At 68.3% G+C, this 16,354-nt stretch carries 12 protein-coding genes and 5 pseudogenes; 10 read left to right on the top strand and 7 right to left on the bottom strand.

Going from position 1 to position 16,354, the window contains the following annotated elements:
* Positions 1–5: 5 nt before the first annotated feature.
* From ABZO29_RS44455 to ABZO29_RS44470, 4 genes and pseudogenes are all read left to right on the top strand, one after another.
* Positions 6–218 (top strand): annotated as a pseudogene (locus ABZO29_RS44455) (acyl-CoA dehydrogenase family protein); the annotation flags it as partial.
* On the top strand, positions 215–1,399 hold the full coding sequence (locus tag ABZO29_RS44460; protein WP_367325882.1) for an acyl-CoA dehydrogenase family protein: 1,185 nt from the start codon (positions 215–217) through the stop codon (positions 1,397–1,399). The pseudogene ABZO29_RS44455 and the gene ABZO29_RS44460, both read left to right, overlap by 4 nt.
* Positions 1,396–2,511 carry an acyl-CoA dehydrogenase family protein gene (locus ABZO29_RS44465; RefSeq protein WP_367325883.1) on the top strand — a complete coding sequence of 372 codons (1,116 nt, stop codon included), beginning with the start codon at positions 1,396–1,398 and terminating at the stop codon, positions 2,509–2,511. The genes ABZO29_RS44460 and ABZO29_RS44465 overlap by 4 nt, the downstream gene beginning before the upstream one ends.
* A gap of 77 nt (positions 2,512–2,588) precedes the next feature.
* Positions 2,589–2,702: pseudogene (locus ABZO29_RS44470) on the top strand (IS5/IS1182 family transposase); the annotation flags it as partial.
* 487 nt (positions 2,703–3,189) lie between these two features.
* On the opposite strand, the pseudogene ABZO29_RS44475 reads toward ABZO29_RS44470, so the two are convergent.
* Positions 3,190–3,840: pseudogene (locus ABZO29_RS44475) on the bottom strand (transposase domain-containing protein); the annotation flags it as partial.
* Between the two features lie 126 nt (positions 3,841–3,966).
* Between ABZO29_RS44475 and ABZO29_RS44480 the strand changes: the two are divergent.
* Positions 3,967–4,261: pseudogene (locus ABZO29_RS44480) on the top strand (transposase); the annotation flags it as partial.
* A gap of 9 nt (positions 4,262–4,270) precedes the next feature.
* Here ABZO29_RS44480 and ABZO29_RS44485 read toward each other — a convergent pair.
* From ABZO29_RS44485 to ABZO29_RS44500, 4 genes are all read right to left on the bottom strand, one after another.
* Positions 4,271–5,305, bottom strand: coding sequence for an ABC transporter permease (locus tag ABZO29_RS44485; protein WP_367326409.1), 1,035 nt, complete (start codon positions 5,303–5,305; stop codon positions 4,271–4,273).
* A 2-nt stretch (positions 5,306–5,307) separates the two neighbouring features.
* Positions 5,308–6,831: a sugar ABC transporter ATP-binding protein gene (locus ABZO29_RS44490; protein WP_367325884.1), complete on the bottom strand. Its 1,524-nt coding sequence runs from the start codon at positions 6,829–6,831 to the stop codon at positions 5,308–5,310.
* Position 6,832: 1 nt separating this feature from the next.
* Entirely contained in the window at positions 6,833–8,023 is a 1,191-nt protein-coding gene (locus ABZO29_RS44495; protein WP_367325885.1) for a sugar ABC transporter substrate-binding protein, read from the bottom strand.
* 94 nt (positions 8,024–8,117) lie between these two features.
* Entirely contained in the window at positions 8,118–9,716 is a 1,599-nt protein-coding gene (locus ABZO29_RS44500) for an FAD-dependent monooxygenase (protein WP_367325886.1), read from the bottom strand.
* 47 nt (positions 9,717–9,763) lie between these two features.
* On the opposite strand from ABZO29_RS44500, the gene ABZO29_RS44505 reads away from it, so the two are divergent.
* Positions 9,764–10,534, top strand: coding sequence for an IclR family transcriptional regulator (locus tag ABZO29_RS44505; RefSeq protein WP_367325887.1), 771 nt, complete (start codon positions 9,764–9,766; stop codon positions 10,532–10,534).
* A gap of 5 nt (positions 10,535–10,539) precedes the next feature.
* Here ABZO29_RS44505 and ABZO29_RS44510 read toward each other — a convergent pair whose 3' ends face one another.
* Positions 10,540–11,223, bottom strand: a complete 684-nt coding sequence (locus tag ABZO29_RS44510; protein ID WP_367325888.1) for a GntR family transcriptional regulator — start codon at positions 11,221–11,223, stop codon at positions 10,540–10,542.
* 135 nt (positions 11,224–11,358) lie between these two features.
* On the opposite strand from ABZO29_RS44510, the gene ABZO29_RS44515 reads away from it, so the two are divergent.
* Genes ABZO29_RS44515 through ABZO29_RS44530 form a run of 4 tightly spaced genes read left to right on the top strand, consistent with a single transcriptional unit; the run spans position 11,359 to position 16,133 of the window.
* A complete protein-coding gene (locus ABZO29_RS44515; RefSeq protein ID WP_367325889.1) occupies positions 11,359–12,213 on the top strand; it encodes a fumarylacetoacetate hydrolase family protein in 855 nt (284 codons plus the stop codon).
* A gap of 22 nt (positions 12,214–12,235) precedes the next feature.
* Positions 12,236–13,174: a VOC family protein gene (locus ABZO29_RS44520; protein ID WP_367325890.1), complete on the top strand. Its 939-nt coding sequence runs from the start codon at positions 12,236–12,238 to the stop codon at positions 13,172–13,174.
* Complete coding sequence (locus tag ABZO29_RS44525) at positions 13,171–15,192, top strand: acetoacetate--CoA ligase (protein ID WP_367325891.1); 2,022 nt, start codon at positions 13,171–13,173, stop codon at positions 15,190–15,192. Before ABZO29_RS44520 ends, ABZO29_RS44525 begins: the two co-directional genes overlap by 4 nt.
* On the top strand, positions 15,192–16,133 hold the full coding sequence (locus ABZO29_RS44530; RefSeq protein WP_367325892.1) for an alpha/beta fold hydrolase: 942 nt from the start codon (positions 15,192–15,194) through the stop codon (positions 16,131–16,133). The genes ABZO29_RS44525 and ABZO29_RS44530 overlap by 1 nt, the downstream gene beginning before the upstream one ends.
* A gap of 25 nt (positions 16,134–16,158) precedes the next feature.
* On the opposite strand, the pseudogene ABZO29_RS44535 reads toward ABZO29_RS44530, so the two are convergent.
* Positions 16,159–16,329: pseudogene (locus ABZO29_RS44535) on the bottom strand (IS630 family transposase); the annotation flags it as partial.
* Between the last annotated feature and the right edge of the window lie 25 nt (positions 16,330–16,354).

The raw sequence follows: 16,354 nt of genomic DNA on the forward strand, positions 1-16,354 counted from the left end.
ACTTTGCCTACAAGATCGCGACGCCGAGGTCCGTGGAGTGGATCCTCGACAAGGCGATCCAGACCCATGGTGGCGGGGGACTGAGCCAGGACTTCCCGCCGGCCGGGATGCAGGCCGGCATGCGCACGCTGCAATTCGCCGGCGGCCCGGACGAGGTGCACCTCAACGCCCTCGGCCGCAACGAGATCAAGCGACACGTCAAGGAGGCGAGGCGATGACCGCCCAGGAGGAGCTGCGGCGCCGAGTAGCCGACTTCCTCGCCGTACATGATCCGCGCAGCACGCCGGCACTGGGATGGCTGCAGGCCCGCTACGACGCCGGCCTGGCGTGGGTGCACTTCCCGGTGGGACACGGCGGCCTTGGGCTGCCACGATCGCTGCAGGGCGAGGTCGATGAGCTGTTCGCGGCCGCCGGCGGGCCCGACAACCGGCCGCGGGTGAACATGATCGGGCTGGGGATGGCGGCACCGACGATCCTCGCCTTCGGGACCGAAGCTCAAAAAAAGCGATTCCTGCGTCCGCTGTGGACGGGGGAGGAGATCTGGTGTCAGCTCTTCAGCGAGCCGGGCGCCGGATCGGACCTCGCCGCGCTCGGCACCCGCGCCGTGCGCGATGGTGACGAGTGGGTGGTGAACGGCCAGAAAGTCTGGACGTCGGGGGCGCAGAACGCACAGTGGGCGATCCTCGTGGCGCGCACGGACCCGGATCGCCGGAAGCATGCGGGCATCACCTACTTCCTCTGCCCGATGAGCGAGCCGGGGATCGAGGTTCGACCCCTGCGACAGATCACGGGTGAGGCCGAGTTCAACGAGGTTTTCCTCACCGATGTCCGCATCAGTGACGAGTGGCGGCTCGGAGAGCAAGGCAACGGCTGGCGGATCGCCAACACGACCCTCAACAACGAACGTGTGGCGATCGGAGGCCGTCCGGTCCCACGCGAGGACGGCATGATCGGCATTGTGGCGCGCAACTGGCGCGAGCACCCGGAGCGTCGTACACCGGACCTTCATCATCAGCTGATGGAGCTCTGGGTCGAGGCTGAGGTCGCACGGCTGACGAGCATCCGCCTGGCCCAGAAGCTGGCCACGGGGCAAGAGCCGGGTCCGGAGGGGTCGGCCATGAAGCTGACGTTCGCCCGGATCAGTCAGGCCCTCTCGGGGCTCGAACTGGAACTGAACGGTGCCGACGGCCTCCGCTACGGCGACTGGACGATGACTCGCCCGGAGGAGGTGCACTTCCTTTCGAAGGACGCCGGCCACCGCTACCTGCGCGCGAAGGGCAACTCCATCGAGGGCGGTACGTCGGAGATCCTCAAGAACGTGGTGGCCGAGCGGGTCCTCGGACTCCCGGCCGAGCCGCGGTTCGACAAAGACCTCCCCTGGAAGGAACTCCAGCGATGACACTCGGCAGTCTTCTCTACACCGATGTCGAGGACGACCTTCGTGCAGCGGTGAGCGCGCTGCTCACCGACCGGTGCCGGCCTTCGCACGTGGCGGCCCTGTACGACGGGGTCCCGGTCGATGCCGGGCTGTGGCAGGGCATCGCACATGAGCTCGGACTCGCCGGCTTGCTGGTCTGCGAGGATCTGGGCGGAGCCGGAGCGTCCGCGCGGGAGACGGCAGTCGTTCTGGAGGAGCTGGGTCGTGCGGTCGCTCCGGTCCCGTTCCTGACGAGCTCGGTGATCGCCACACAGGTGCTGCTCGAGTCGGGGAGCGACCTGGTCCGGGGAGTTGCCTCCGGCCAGGAGCGCGCCGCCCTGGTCGTGCCGTGGTCGACGGCTCCGGGCCGTGACCTCCCCCAGCTGTCGGTGGCGGAGGGCGCGCTCTGCGGTCGGGTGCGTTCGGTCGCGGGGGTGCTCGATGCGGACCTGCTGCTCGTGCCGGTGCCTGGGGATGCGGGAGTCGACCTCTACGCCGTGCGAGCCTCGGAGGCCGACGCGCGACCCGTCGTCTCGCTGGACATGTCCCGGCCGCTGGCCGATGTCGACCTGACCGGAGCGCACGGCATCCTGATCGCTTCAGGCCCGCCGGGCGCCGCCGCAGTCCAGCGGGGACTGATGTGGGGGGCCGGACTGCTCGCGTCCGAGCAGCTCGGAGTGGCCCGATGGTGCTTCGACACCACGCTGGCGTATGTGAAGGAGCGTCGCCAGTTCGGTCGGGCCGTGGGCGGCTTCCAGGCCGTCAAGCACCGGCTTGCGGATCTCTTCGTGCAGCTGGAGGGTGCGGCCGCTGCCGCGCGCTACGCCGCGGGAGCCCTCGCGGATGACGCCGACGACGTCGAAGTCGCCGTGGCCGTGGCCCAGGCCTACTGCAGTGATATCGCGGTGCACGTCGCAGAGGAAACGATCCAGTTGCACGGCGGCATCGGCATGACGTGGGAGCATCCGGCTCACCTGTACCTCAAGCGGGCCAAGGCCGGCCACATCGCATTGGGTACGGCGGGTTGGCACCGGACCCGGCTCGCGGATCTTGTGGACCTGCCGGCATCTCCCGCCAACATCCTGGCGATTTGATCGAAGAGTCGGCCGAGCCGTGGTGCGCTCTACGCGAAGCGCAGCTGCACGAGCGGCGCGGCCACAGGCGGCTCAGGGTGGCGGGCGCCGGCCCGAAGCAGGAGCTGGTCTTCACCGACCGCGTCCGGCTCACCCTCGTCTACCTGCGCACACATCTTCCGCATGCCGCGCCGGCCGAGCTGTACGGCGTCGGCCGCTCCACGGTGAGCGAGGCGATCGGCGAAGTCCGTCCCCTGCTCGCCCGGCGCGGTTTCGCCGTCCCCGACCGGCCGGGCCTGCGCACCCTGGCCGACGTGTTCGCCTACGCCACCGCAGAGCGCATCCAGCTGCGCATCGACGGCAGGCAGACCCAGGTCCGCCGCCCCGCACGCACCGGCCAGGACGCCGCGCGTTCCTCTCGGGCAAGAAGAGGCAGAACACCCTCAAGACCCCCACCATCAGCGACGGTCAGGGCCGCACGCTGTGCAACGGCGCCGACCGGTCGTGCGGATGCACGACCAGACCGCCGTGCGCACCGAGGGCATCGCCGAGCAGTTGCGTCTGCACCCGGCCGTGAAGGCCGAGGTCGACGAGGGCTACCGGGGACTGGCCAACGAGTTCCCCGAAGCCAGGTCAGCGCTTCGCCGAAGAAGCCCAAGGACGACGCCCCCGACGGGGAGAAGCAGGCCTGGCGCGAGATGCGCCAGTGGCGGCCGCCGCAGCAGTGGGGAAAGCACGGTCCGCCAGTAGCAGCATGTCCGGGGTCAAGTTCGAAGTCAGCTGCTGTGCGTAATACGTCTCGCCCCTGGCTACGGGGCCGAAGGCTGCCGCGATCAGGCCGCGGGTTCCGGTTTCGCACAGTGTCATCAGCATCAACCTGGGGTATCCCGCCTGGCCGAGTCGGCTGGCGGGGCGGCCGAGCCAGGACCAGTTCCGTTCATGATCGGGGACGATCAGGCTGCTGCACCCGTCAAAGGCGACCGTCCGCCAGCGCCGGTAACTCACCCCAGGAGTGGACGGCTGGGCCAGCGGCCCCGCCAACACCTCGAACAGTCGCTTGACCGGCTCCGGGCCGATCCGCCGGCGCAGGTCACGAAGCGCCTTCTCGGAAGGCTCGGGGACGCGGGCGGTCAGCCCCGCGACCAGCTTGGTCCACACGAGTCGGGCGCCGAGGTGCTCGAAGAGTCCCAAAGCCAGAACGAAGTACACCCCGACCCTGGAGGGAAGACATCGAAGCCGCCGTTCCCGCGCTCCGGTTTCCTCCAGAACGGCGTCAACCAACTCCGGGGGCACGACCTGCGTTAACTCACCGAGATGGCCGGGGGCGAACACATCGCTCGTGCCGCCCATGACAGACTGGACCACAGGGCCTCTGCTTTCGGGAAGATCTTGGTCGATCCCCTGAATAGCAGAGGCCCGCAGCGTTCCACGATCCTCTTGACAACCGTCGCCGGGCCCCTAACTTCGAGGCATTGGGTCATCGCCGCTCACACCCAACTCCGCCTCGCCCGGCCCCTGACCGAGAACCTCCGCCGGCCCTGGGAACGATCCGCCCGGCCCGGCCGCCCCACCCCCGCCCGTGTCCGCGTCCGCCGAGGATTTCGCGGCCTTCACGGAAAGACGCCCCGGCCGGCCGGCGCACCGAGAACCGGCGGCGGGCCCCCGTCGGCCGGCGGGCTCGAAGAACAAGCGCCGAGCCCGCGAGCACCCCGTCGGAAGACAAGGCAAAACGGACAACGCGAAGTCCGCCTCAAAGCGGCAGGCAGCATAAGCTCCAGACCTAGCCAACGCCGACGCGTCGACGTACCAGGGCCGCGACGCTCACCGCCAGCACCAGTCCGGCACCGTAGAAGGCGTTCTGGACCCAGCCGGTGTATCCCAGCAACTGCAGGCCGATCACGCCGGTGGCCAGGAAGTAGACGCCGATCAGGGTGCCGATCGGGTTGAACTGGCCCGGATGCACGACAGCGGTGCCGAGGAAGACGGCTGCGATCGACGGTAGGAGGTAGACGGAACCCGCCACCGGGTCGAAGCCGCCGACGCTCGCCACGATCACGATGCCGGCCAAGCCGGCGAGCATGCTGGCGGCAACGTAGCTGCCAGCCCGGACGGCCCGCACGTTGACACCGGCGAGCCTGGCCACATCGCGGTTCGCGCCGACGAACGCGATGTGCCGCCCCAACGGCGTCCATGTCAGCACGTAGGCGAACACCAGGCTCAGGGCGACGCCGTAGTAGAAGGACAGCGGAAGGCCGAAGAGCCGGTGCACCATGAGGTCGGTGAGTTTCGGGTCGGAGATCGCGATGGACGTCGCAGAGCCGACGAGCTCGGAAAGGCCCAGGAAGAAGCTCGCCGAGCCCAACGTGACCACCAGCGACGGGACGTCGAGCACCACCACGAAGAAGGCGTTGATCATGCCGCAGAGGGCGGCAACTCCCATCGCGATGAGGCAACTGAGCCAGCTGGGGACGCCGTGCAGCGTCGTCAGTACGGGAACGATCGTTGCCGCCAGTCCCATGACGCTGGCGAATGAGAGATCGAACTCCCCGGCGACCAGCGTTGCGAGCGCCGCAAGGGCCAGGATCAGCAGGGCCGACTGCGACCCGAAGATCGCCTGGACCGTCGACGTCGTTGCGAACGTGTCGGGCATCCGCACGGCATACCCGACCGCGAGCAGCACCCAGACCAGGATCAAGGCGTACCTGGACAGCAGCTGTCCGGGCGACATCCACCCGGGGCGCCGGGAGGTGCGCTGATAAGCGTTGGGACCCGTGCCGACGTCGGTCGGACTCGGGGTTGCCTGATTGGCGGCCATCGTCACTGTCCTGTCATATGGGGCGCCGGGGTCGTGAACACTTGCTCGAGCAGCGTGTCGGCGTCATCGCTGTCGCCGGGCGTCAGTCCGCCGTCCGCTTGATAGATCAGCACTCGATCGCAGATCGCGGTCAGATCGTCGGCCTCGCTGCTCACGATCAGGACGCCGGTGCCGTCCTGCGTGATGTCGGCGATCTTGTGAAGGATGTCCTGGCGGGCGCCCACGTCGACGGCCTGGGTCGGCTCGTGCAGCACCAGCAGCTTCGGCCGCATCGCCATCCACTTCGCAAGGAGCACCTTCTGCTGGTTTCCGCCGCTCAGCTGGCGGGCGAGCGCGTGCGGGTTGGCCGGCCGGATGCCGTGCTCGTCGATGGCTCGCCGTCCTTCGATGGCCCGCCACGTCCTGCTGAGGAAGAACGAACGCCGCAGGCGCCTGAGTCTGGGCAGCGTGACGTTGTCCTGCACCGTCAGCTCCAGGGCGAGCCCATCGCGGTCTCGCCGCTCGGGCACCAACACGACACCCGACCGCATGGCCCGGGAGACGCTGAAGCGCGCGAGGTCCACGTTCGTGTCGTCCACGTGGAGCATGCCCGCCGTCGTGCGCGTGCCCCCCGCCACCAGAGCGGGAATCTCTTCGTAGCCGCTCCCGGGGACGCCGGTGATGCCGACGATCTCGCCGGCGCCGATGCTGAAGGTGACATCCCGTGCGTGCCGGCCGGCCATGCCCTGCACCACGATGCGGGGCCGCTCGTCGGCAGCCTGCTTGCCGGCCCGGTCGAAGCGGGCAACCGAGTCGCCGAGCATGGCCCGGGCGATCTCGTGTTCCGGGAGGCCGGCGGCCGCGTCGAGATCGGCGATGACGCGACCGTCGCGCAGCACGGTGACGCCGTCGGACAGGGAGGCGAGCTCGTGCAGGCTATGACTGATCATGATCACCGACGATCCGCCCGCGACTATCTGGCGCAGCATCCCATGGACCCGGTCAAGGTCACGGCCGCGGAGCGCGCGCGTGGATTCGTCGAGGATCATGAGTCCCTGTCCGGGCGCGTGATCGCGCAGCGCTCGCGCGATCGCCACCTCGGCACGCTGGGCAGCGGAGAGCTCGCCGACGTAGGTGGCTGGGTCCAGGTCCACGCCCAGCCGGGAGAGCGTTGTCGCGGAGATACGGTCGCATGCGCTGCGGTCAATGCGGCCCATGCGGGTGGTCGGGAACCCTCCGACGCAGATGTTCTCCGCGATCGTCAGGTGGTCGAGAAGCCCCAGGTCCTGGTGGACGACGGAGACGCCCGCGGCGTGTGCCGCCTGCCACCGCACCGGTGTCCCGAGCGCGGTGCCGTCGACGCTGATCCGAGCACCGGGATCAGGGGTGTAGACGCCGGTGAGGATCTTGATGAGGGTCGACTTGCCCGACCCGTTCTGTCCGGCAAGACCGCGGATCTCTCCGGGACCGACCGTGAGGTCGACTGCGGAGAGGACTCGGTTGGGTCCGAAGGTCTTCGAGATCCCTCGGAGCTCGAGGCGAGCCATGTCACTTGGCTCCCCACGCGGTGAGGAACTGCTCCTCGTAGGCGTCGCTGCCGTACCACTCCATAGAGGCGTAGCCCTTCGGGGTGAGGGCGAGGCCGGCCACGTCGGCCTTGGTGAACAGGCGGTAGGGGACCGGCAGACCCTTGTCGGCAGGGGCCTGGCCGGCGAGCATCCGCACGACGTCGTCGGCGAACAGCCAGCTGGTGTACGACAGGAAGGAACCCGCTGTGGCGAACTCAGGACCGCCGCCGGCGATACCCTGCAGCACCGCGAGGTCACCACCCATGCCCCCGATCTTCACCTTCTTCTCGAAGCCTGCGGCGCGCGCACCGGCGATAGCCGGCGGAATGGCTGTGTCGAGCACGGCGAAGATGTAGTTGGTGTTCGGCTCCTTGATGAGCGCAGCGCTGACCTGCGAGGGGAGCTTGTCGAGGCTCGCACTGTTGTAGTTGATGCGCGTCACCTTGCAATCCGGGCACTTCTCGCCGAGGTACTTCACCGCGTGATCGCCGGTCGCCTGAATGGTCCGTGTGTCCGAGGTGCCGATGTAGAGGATGTTCGCCTTGCCCCCGCTGTCGGCGATCAGCGCGCTCGCGGTGAGCTCTTGACCGAGGAGCTGCTGGTCGATGGTGTCATGGAAGGCGAGTGTCTCGGTGTTGTGCCTGCCCGAGGGCAGGGCCGCGCCGCCGAGCAGCACCTTGACCCCCTTGTCCACCAGAGCGTCCACCGCATGGGAGGCGAGCACGTAGTCGACATAGCCGGTGACGACGGCATCGGCGCCGCTGGAGCCGGCCTGCTCAAGGCACGCCGCGATCGCGGTCGGCACAAACTTGCCGTCGCATACGTGGACGTGGACATCGAGGTGGGACAGCGCCTTGGTGAGCGAGTCGGCGTACACCTGGAAGGCCGGCGGCGCCATGCTGATCGGCACATACCAGACGCTCTTGCCGGCCAGCCCAGTCGTGTCCGCGACCGGGGCGACCTTGGGGAACTTGGTGACCGGAGCGCTGTACTGCTCGATGATCGCCTTGGCGTCGTCGATGGCTGCGGATGAGGGGCCGCTCGCCCCGCCCGACGTCGTGTCGCCTCCCGCCTTGCCGGCGTCGCAGGCTGACATGGCCAGCGCGAGCAGTCCCGCCACGGCCAAGACGGCGGTACGGCGACAGCAGCGAACAACTCTGTTCGTCAACATGCCCTCTCCTCAGGAGTACTCGATGTGGCGTGCGCCGCAGGGACTGTATTCGATATTCGGAGAACTTCAAGACATTTGTAAATAATTGCGAAAATTATTTTCGGTCGAGGTCGGCGCGAGTCGGGTCGGCGTGCTCCAGATGTCCCACCACCCGGGGCAGGACGGAGGCGTCCAGCTGGCGGCCGCGCCAGGCGATGTGCTGGTCGGGGCGGACCAGGAGGAAGTGTTCGTGTGCCCACGCGGCCGGCGCCGGGATCACCGTCAGCGGGATGCCGAGGTGCTCCGCCTTCCCCTGGAACCGTGCGATGACGGCCGCGTCGGCGCCGCGTGGATGGATCAGCGTCAAGCCGCGACCGAGGTCGTCGTACAGCGCATGACCCGGCTCGAGCCAGGCATGCGGGAGCCGCGAGCCGGGTACGGTCGACGGCGTGAAGTCCACCACGGTGAAGGGCGGCGGTGCCTCGTTCGTCGTGACCACCACCGGTGAGCCGTGGTACGAGTACCCGAGCACGAGACCCAACGAGTTGAACTCCTCGTACTTGGTCTCCTGGATGCGTTCGGCGGTCCGCGCGATGTCGGGGCCCGAGGCCGCGAGGTTGCGCGTCGCAGAATCGATTGTCTGCTGTGCGACCTCGCGCCGTTCCGCCTCGTAGGTGCTGAGCAGCCCGGGGCCTGCCCAGCCGTGCAGCACAGCAGCGAGCTTCCAGCCGATGTTGACCGCATCTCCGACGCAGGTGTTGAAGCCGTGGCCTCCGAAGGGCGGATTCACGTGCGCGCTCTCACCGACGAGGAAGACCCGGTCGGAGGCGTACTGGCTGGCGATCAGCATCCGGGGGACCCACGGGTCGGTGGCGAGGAGCTCGATGCCGATCTCGTGCGCCGGCTGCCCGGTGAGGGCGGCGACGAGCTCGACCGCGCGCTCTTCGGTACACGTGACATCGATACCACCGAGGCCCGCCCACCAGATCCCTTCGCCGTCGAGCGGGCCCATGGTCGCCTTCACCTCCGGGCCGATCACCCAGTAATGGATGGCCTCACCGATCGCGGGGTGCAGTCCCGGTGCGCGGAACACCGCGTTGAGGTTCGAGCGAGGCGACGAAACCCCGGCAAGCGTCGCACCGATGGCGTCTCGGGTGACGCCCTTCGCCCCGTCGCAGCCGGCGACGTACTCCACGGTGATCTGGTACGTCGACTCGTCGTCGCGCGTGATCTCGCAGGTGACCGAGTCGCGCGACTCGGTCAGACCCGTGACCCGCTCTGCGAGTCGTAGCTCGACGAGTCCGGTCGACTGCAGGTGGGCGCGGAGCACCTCCTCGACGATCGGTTGCGGCACCTGCTGCCCGCCCTCGGCGAAGATGTCACTGGGATCAGCCCTCATCCCGAAGGCGTCGTCGAAGTGGGTGATGACCTCGCCGTTGAGCGTGGTGCAGAAGATCACCCTCCGGCACCACTCCGGCTTGAGCGGCGCAGCCTCTCGCACGGCGTCCGCGACGCCCCATCGGCGGAACAGCTCCATCGTGCGTGGACTGGTCGTCTTGGCCCGCGGCCTGCTGTGGGAGACCATCGCGCGTGGTTCGATCACGATCGAGCGGATCCCGTGGAAGGCCAGCTCGGCGGCGGTGGCGAGACCCGCGGGGCCGCCGCCCGCGATGAGCACCCGGGGCCGGGATGTGACGTTCTGGCGATTCGGCATGCGCGTATCGTTGGGCGTCTGACGGCCGATACGCAGGGGGCATTTCGATGAGTGGCACGCAATATTCCGGGCGCCCCTCCGGCCGGCCGCCTGTCGGGGAGCCGATCCTGGACCGGGCGTTCCGGCTGCTGCGGGCGTTCACGTCGGACGGCGAGAGCCTGCCCTTGCAGACGCTTGCCGTCCGCTCGGGCCTCCCGAAGAGCACCGCGCTGCGGATCGCCAACCAGCTCCTGCGCCTGGGGGCACTGGAACGCCGCGACGACGGGGAGTTCGTGGTCGGACTCCACCTGCTCGAGATCGCGTCGCTTGCCCCGCGTGGTCATGGTCTGCGTGCGGCGGCGCTGCCGGTGATGGAGGACCTGCACCACGTCACCCGTCAGCACATCCTGCTGGCGGTGAGGGAGGGGGACCAGGGTGTGCTCGTCGAGCGGCTCTCCGCCTCGGACGCGACGGCGGTCAAGTACCGCGTGGGAGGCCGGATCCCCCTCGACGAGACCGGTATCGGCGTGGCCCTGCTGGCGTACGCACCGGACGATGTGCGAGACCCGTGCCTGGCCCGCGCCGCCGACCCGGTCCGGCTGCGGCAGCTTCTCGCGATGACCCGATCGGAAGGCGTGTGCGCGCTCTCCGCCCCGAACCCGCTGGCGAGCGGGCCCGCCTTCATCTCCACCGTGGCGGCGCCGATCCTCGATCACCGAAAGGAGGCGCTGGGCGCGATCTCTCTCGTATCACCGGGTGAGGCCGGCACCCAGATCCCCAACCGGGTCGCGATCCGCACCGCGAGCCTGGCCATCGCCCGCGCCATGCGGGGCGCCTGACCCCCTCAGGCGGACTCGGGCGTCTGCTGACTGGCGATCGCCAGCTCGGTGGTGAGCCGGATGTGCCGCTCGCTGAGACTGGCCGCGAGGTCGGCGTCGCGGCCGACGGTGGCCTCCATGATCGCGCGGTGCTCGGCCTCGATGTCGCGATGCGTCCGGCGACTCTCAGGAGTCGACCAGCAGCGGTAGACCTCCGAGATCGACCGGAGGCGTGCAGCCGCTTCGTAGAGGTAGCGGTTTCCGCAGCCGACGAGGATCGCGAGATGGAACGCCTCGTGCGCGACGAGCCAGTCCTCGCTGATCTCTACGCCGGTGCTCGCGCGGCCGATCCGCTCGAGCGCGTGGTGCTTGGCGACGACGTCCGACTCCCACGCGATGGCGCCGTGTGCGACAGCCTCGCGGATCACGAAGGTCTCGATGGCGACACGCGCTTCGGTGAGCTGGGTGAGGTTGTGCACGGAGACATCCACGACGCGGAACCCGAGCTGTGCCTCGGAGGTCGCCAGACCCTGCTCGACGAGCCGGGGCAACACCTCACGAAGCACTCCGCTGCTGACGTCGTAGCGTGCGCCCAGCTCGGCGAAGCCGAGCTTCGACGCAGGGGCAAGACGTCCGTTGAGGATGTCCGAGCGAAGTCGCTGCAGCACCTCGTTGGAGCGCGTGGTCGTCGCGGATCCAGTTCGAGCCATGGCACCGAACTATAGCCGGTGGTGTCGACAAATGTTGGGCGAACGGTCGATGGCGCAAAATTGCGAAATACTATTGACATCTCGAATCTAGCTTGGTTGTGTGAGCGTACTACAGAACGGAAGGTGAGCCACACGATGCGAATCGCGACGAGGGCAGGGCGAACGGTTCTGGTGTCGCCCGACTCCGCCACCGTGGTCGACCTCGCGAAGGCGAGCGAGGGGGCATTCGGGCCCGACCCTCGGCAGGTCTTCGACGCCTGGGAGGAACTGGTTGGCTGGTACGCAGCCGCCACCGTCGACTTCGCCGCGGGCGACCGGTACGAGTTCAGCGAGCTCGAGGCGCCTTCGCCGGACCCCCGGCAGGTGTTCGCGATCGGACTGAACTACCGCGATCACGCCGACGAGTCAGGCCTCACCTACCCCGAGAAGCCGACCGTGTTCACCAAGTTCCTCGGCAGCTTCGCCGGGCCGGCAGGCGACCTCGCTCTCGCGGGGGAGACGGTCGACTGGGAGGCCGAGCTAGTCGTCGTGATCGGCAAGCCCACGCGCTGCGTCGCGGCCGAGGACGCCTGGTCGCACGTCGCCGGGCTCACCGTCGGGCAGGACTTCTCCGAGCGCACCTTCCAGCTGACAGGGCCTGCGCCGCAGTTCTCGCTCGGCAAGTCCTTCGTCGGCTTCGCCCCGCAGGGCCCGTGGCTGGTCTCTCCGGACGAACTGCCGGACCCCGACCGGCTTTCCATCACCTGCACCGTCAACGGCGAGACCGTGCAATCCGGCTCGACCGATCAGTTGATCTTCCCGGTTTCGACGCTGATCTCGCACCTGTCGTTCGTGCTGGAACTCTCCCCGGGCGACGTGATCTTCACAGGTACGCCATCGGGTGTGGGTGGTGCCCGCAAGCCACCGTGGTTCCTCAGGGAAGGCGACGTCGTCGAGACTACCATCGAGGGCATCGGCACGATGCGTCACGTGTGCGTCAAGGCGCAGTGACCGAGCAAGGGCAGGGACTGTAATGGCACTGCACCGACTGACCGGGATCACCATGGGTGTGCCCGACGTCATGACGACGGCAGGGTACTACACCGAATTCGGGTTGACACCCACCGCATCGGAGGGCAGCAACCAGATCGCACGCTTCAGCACCCAGGATGGTGGCGAGCAGCTCACCCTCAAGCGCACGGACCTGCGGCGGCTGCTCGAACTGGGAGTCGGCGTCGACGAGCCCGACGACCTCGACCGCGTCGCCGGCAGCCTGCGGCGGCTCAGCCTCACCTACGAGCGGACCGATGCCGGCATCACGGCCGTCGATCTCGGCACCGGCGTGAAGGTCAACGTCTCGATCGCTCCCCGTATCGAGTCCCGGCCCGCCCGGGAGCCGAGCTACAACGCGCCCGGCCGGCCCGTACGCACCAACGAGCGGGCCGACGGCGTCATGCGAGAGGGCCCGGTCAAGCCGCGCAAGCTCGGCCACGTCGTGCTCGGCTCGACCGACTACGAGGCGTCGGAGCGCTTCTTCATCGAGGGCATCGGATTCAAGGTGAGCGACCTCGTCTCCGACGTTGCCGCCTTCATTCGCTGCTCGTCCGACCATCACAACGTGCTCATCCAGCGGGCGCCGGTGTCGTTCCTCCACCACACCTCGTGGATCGTCGACGACGTCGACGAGATCGGCCGCGGAGCCCGCAACATGCTCGCCGCGGAACCCGCGCGCCACGTCTGGGGGCTTGGCCGGCACACCGTCGGCTCGAACTTCTTCTGGTACCTCAAGGATCCTGCCGGCAACTTCTCCGAGTACAGCTCCGACATCGACTGCATCGTCGACGACGCGTTGTGGAAACCAGAGGTGTGGGAGGGAGTGCGGGCGATGTACGAGTGGGGTCCGCCGCCACCGCCGTCCTTCCTCGCTCCCGACGACCTGGCCGAGCTGATGGCCGGTGCGCACACCTCATGAGCGAACTCTTCTCCGCCGACGGGCCGGCTGAGGCCCCCCTGGTCCAAGGGAGCAGACTCGCCGAGTTCGCCGCTCGTGCCGCGCAGCGGTACGGCATCGTCCTGGACGACTACTGGCAGCTGCACGAGTGGTCGATCACCGAGCCGGAGCAGTTCTGGGCCGAGGTCTGGGACCAGTTCGGCGTCGTCGCATCGGCGCCGTACCGGTCGGTCCTTGCCCGCCGCACCATGCCGGGAGCCACGTGGTTCGAGGGAGCTCGCCTCAACTACGTCGACCAGGTGATGCGGTTCGCCGACCGACCCGGTGCGGCGTTGGTCTCGATCGCCGAGGACGGCGGGCGCTGCGAGCTGAGCTGGCCCCAGCTGCGGTCGGCCGTCGCCAGCTTCGCCTCGGCACTGCGCTCCATGGGCGTCGAGCAGGGGGACCGGGTCGTCGGATACCTCCCGAACGGGCAGGAATCCGTCATCGCCTTCCTCGCTGCGGCCTCGCTCGGCGCGACGTGGGCGGGGTGCGCTTCCGACTATGGAGTCTCGGCAGCCGCCGATCGCCTGCAGCAGCTCGAGCCGACGGTACTGGTGGCCGCCACGGCGTACAGTTTCGACGGCAAGGTCAGGGATCGCCGAGAAGAGGTCGTCGCCCTCGTCGGCCGGCTCGGCGTCCGCGCGGTCGTCACCGTTCCCCGCGCCGGACTCGATGTCGAGCACGCCGCGTACGGTTCGGTACGGCACGAGCGCTGGCAAGACGTCTGCTCCCCCGACTCGGCGGAGCAACTCGTCACCGCGCAGGTGGCCGCGGACCATCCGCTGTGGGTGCTCTTCTCATCCGGTACGACAGGAATCCCGAAAGGGATCGTGCACGGTCACGCCGGTGTGGTCGCGATGAGCCTCGCGGCGTCGGCCCTGCAGGTGGACATAGGTCCGGGTGACACGTTCTTCTGGTACACCACGACGAACTGGATGCTGTGGAACAGCGTCGTCTCCACCTTGCTGTCCGGGGTCACGGCGGTCACCTATGAAGGTGGCCCGTTCTTTCCGACGGCCGATCGACTGTGGCAGATCGTCGCCGATGAGCGCGTCACCGTGTTCGGCACCAGCCCGGGCCACCTCCTGGGGTGCGCGTCCCAAGGACTGAGACCGAACGAGCACCACGCGTTCCCCCAGCTCGAACAGATCATGGTCAGCGGAGCGCCGGCACCCGCCTCGCTCTACCAGTGGGTAGCCGATGCGGTCTCGCCGTCGGTGCCGTTGATCTCAAGCAGCGGTGGCACGGACGTGGTCGGCGCGTTCGTCAGCGGGGCACCTCCGCTCCCGGTCGTCCCCGGTGAGATCCCCGGCCCGGTGCTCGGCACGGCGGTGGAGGCCTTCGACGAGAACGGGGCACCGGTCCGCGACGAAGTGGGCGAGCTGGTGGTCACGCTTCCGATGCCGAGCATGCCTGTCAGGTTCTGGAACGACCCGGACGGGTCCAAGTACCGAGCCGCGTACTTCGAGACGTTTCCGGGCGTCTGGCGCCACGGTGACTGGGTGACGCACACGAGTCGGGGTTCGCTCGTGGTGCACGGAAGGTCCGACTCGACCCTCAATCGCAACGGCGTGCGCATCGGGTCGGCTGATCTCTACCAGATCATCGAAGGTTCGGACGGTGTCGCGGAGGCGATGGTGATCGGAGTCGAGCGCCCGAACGGCAGCTACCGGATGCCGATGTTCCTCGTGCCGCACGCTGGACAAGCCATCGACGAAGCGGAGATCGGCCGACTCCGGCAGAAGCTACGCACAGAGGGATCACCGCGCCACGTGCCCGACGAGTTCCATGTGGTCGAGGCGCTCCCGCACACCAAGACCGGCAAGAAACTCGAGGTTCCGATCAAGCGCATCCTGCAAGGCGCTCGCGCCGAGGACGTGCTGAGCGAGGGCGCGATCGATCGCCCCGACGTGATCGCGTCCTACGTTGCGCTCGCCAAGCGCTGGGACGCCGAAGACGCCGACAACCCCGAGCCTGGCAAGAGAAGGAGAGACTGATGGTCGGAAACCCTGCGCAGCGCAACGTGTTCGTCCCGCACGCCTTTCCCGAGAAGCAGGTCGATCTCGGGGAGATCACCATGAACTATGTGGAGGCGGGCTCTCCCGAGAACCCGGCTCTGCTTCTCCTTCCGGAGCAGACGGGGTCGTGGTGGAGCTACGAGCCGTCGATCGGGATGCTCGCTGAGAGCTTCCACGTCTTCGCCGTCGATATGAGGGGCCAGGGCCGCAGCACCTGGACCCCGCGGCGGTACAGCCTCGACAACTTCGGCAGCGACCTCGTCAGGTTCATTGCACTCGTCGTCGGCCGCCCGGTCATCGTCTCCGGCTGCTCCTCGGGTGGCGTGATGGCGGCCTGGCTGTCGGCGTACTCCATGCCGGGCCAGATCCGCGGTGCGATCTGCGAGGACGCTCCGCTGTTCGCCTCCGAGCTGGTCCCCGCGTTCGGCCACGGCGTCAGACAGCACGAGGTTGGCACCATGTTCCAGATGTGGAACCGGCACCTCGGCGACCAGTGGTCGGTCGGTGACTGGGCGGGCCTCATGAAGGCGATCGACGACTCCCCGTCCGCGATCACCTCGGCGATGCTGTTCCCTGACCCCTCGCAGCCCACGCAGGCCATGAAGGAGTACGACCCCGAGTGGGCGCGCTCCTTCTACGACGGCACCGTGGCCGTGAACTGCCCGCACGACATCATGCTGAAGCAGGTGAAGACCCCCGTACTGATCACTCATCACCAGCGCCACGAGGATCCGGAGACCGGCATCCTGGGCCCCGGGGCGCTCTCGGATGCTCAGGCGATGAGAGCCAAGCAGCTGATCGAGTCCGCCGGCCAGCGATGCGACTACCAGGACCACCCGACGGCGCTCCACATGATGCACCAGTTCGATCCTGAGCTGTTCACGAAGGTTGTCGTGGAGTGGGCGGAAACGCTGAACTGAGCCGTCCGACCTGCGGCGGCGGCACCTACGAGTTCGTCGCCCAGTGTGCTGGGTCGGGAATTCTGTTCAGATAACTGGCGAGGCCTTCGAGGATCTCGTCTGCGGTCTTCGTCCAGAGGTTGGGCTTCGGGTCGGTGTTCCATGCGGCGATCCAGTGGCGAGCATCATCGAGCACGGGCCGGGTTCGCTTGTGTGCGATCCCGGCCGCGGGCAAAGCGGGC

Origin of the sequence: Streptomyces sp. HUAS ZL42, from assembly GCF_040782645.1 — a bacterium.
Lineage (GTDB): Bacteria > Actinomycetota > Actinomycetes > Streptomycetales > Streptomycetaceae > Streptomyces.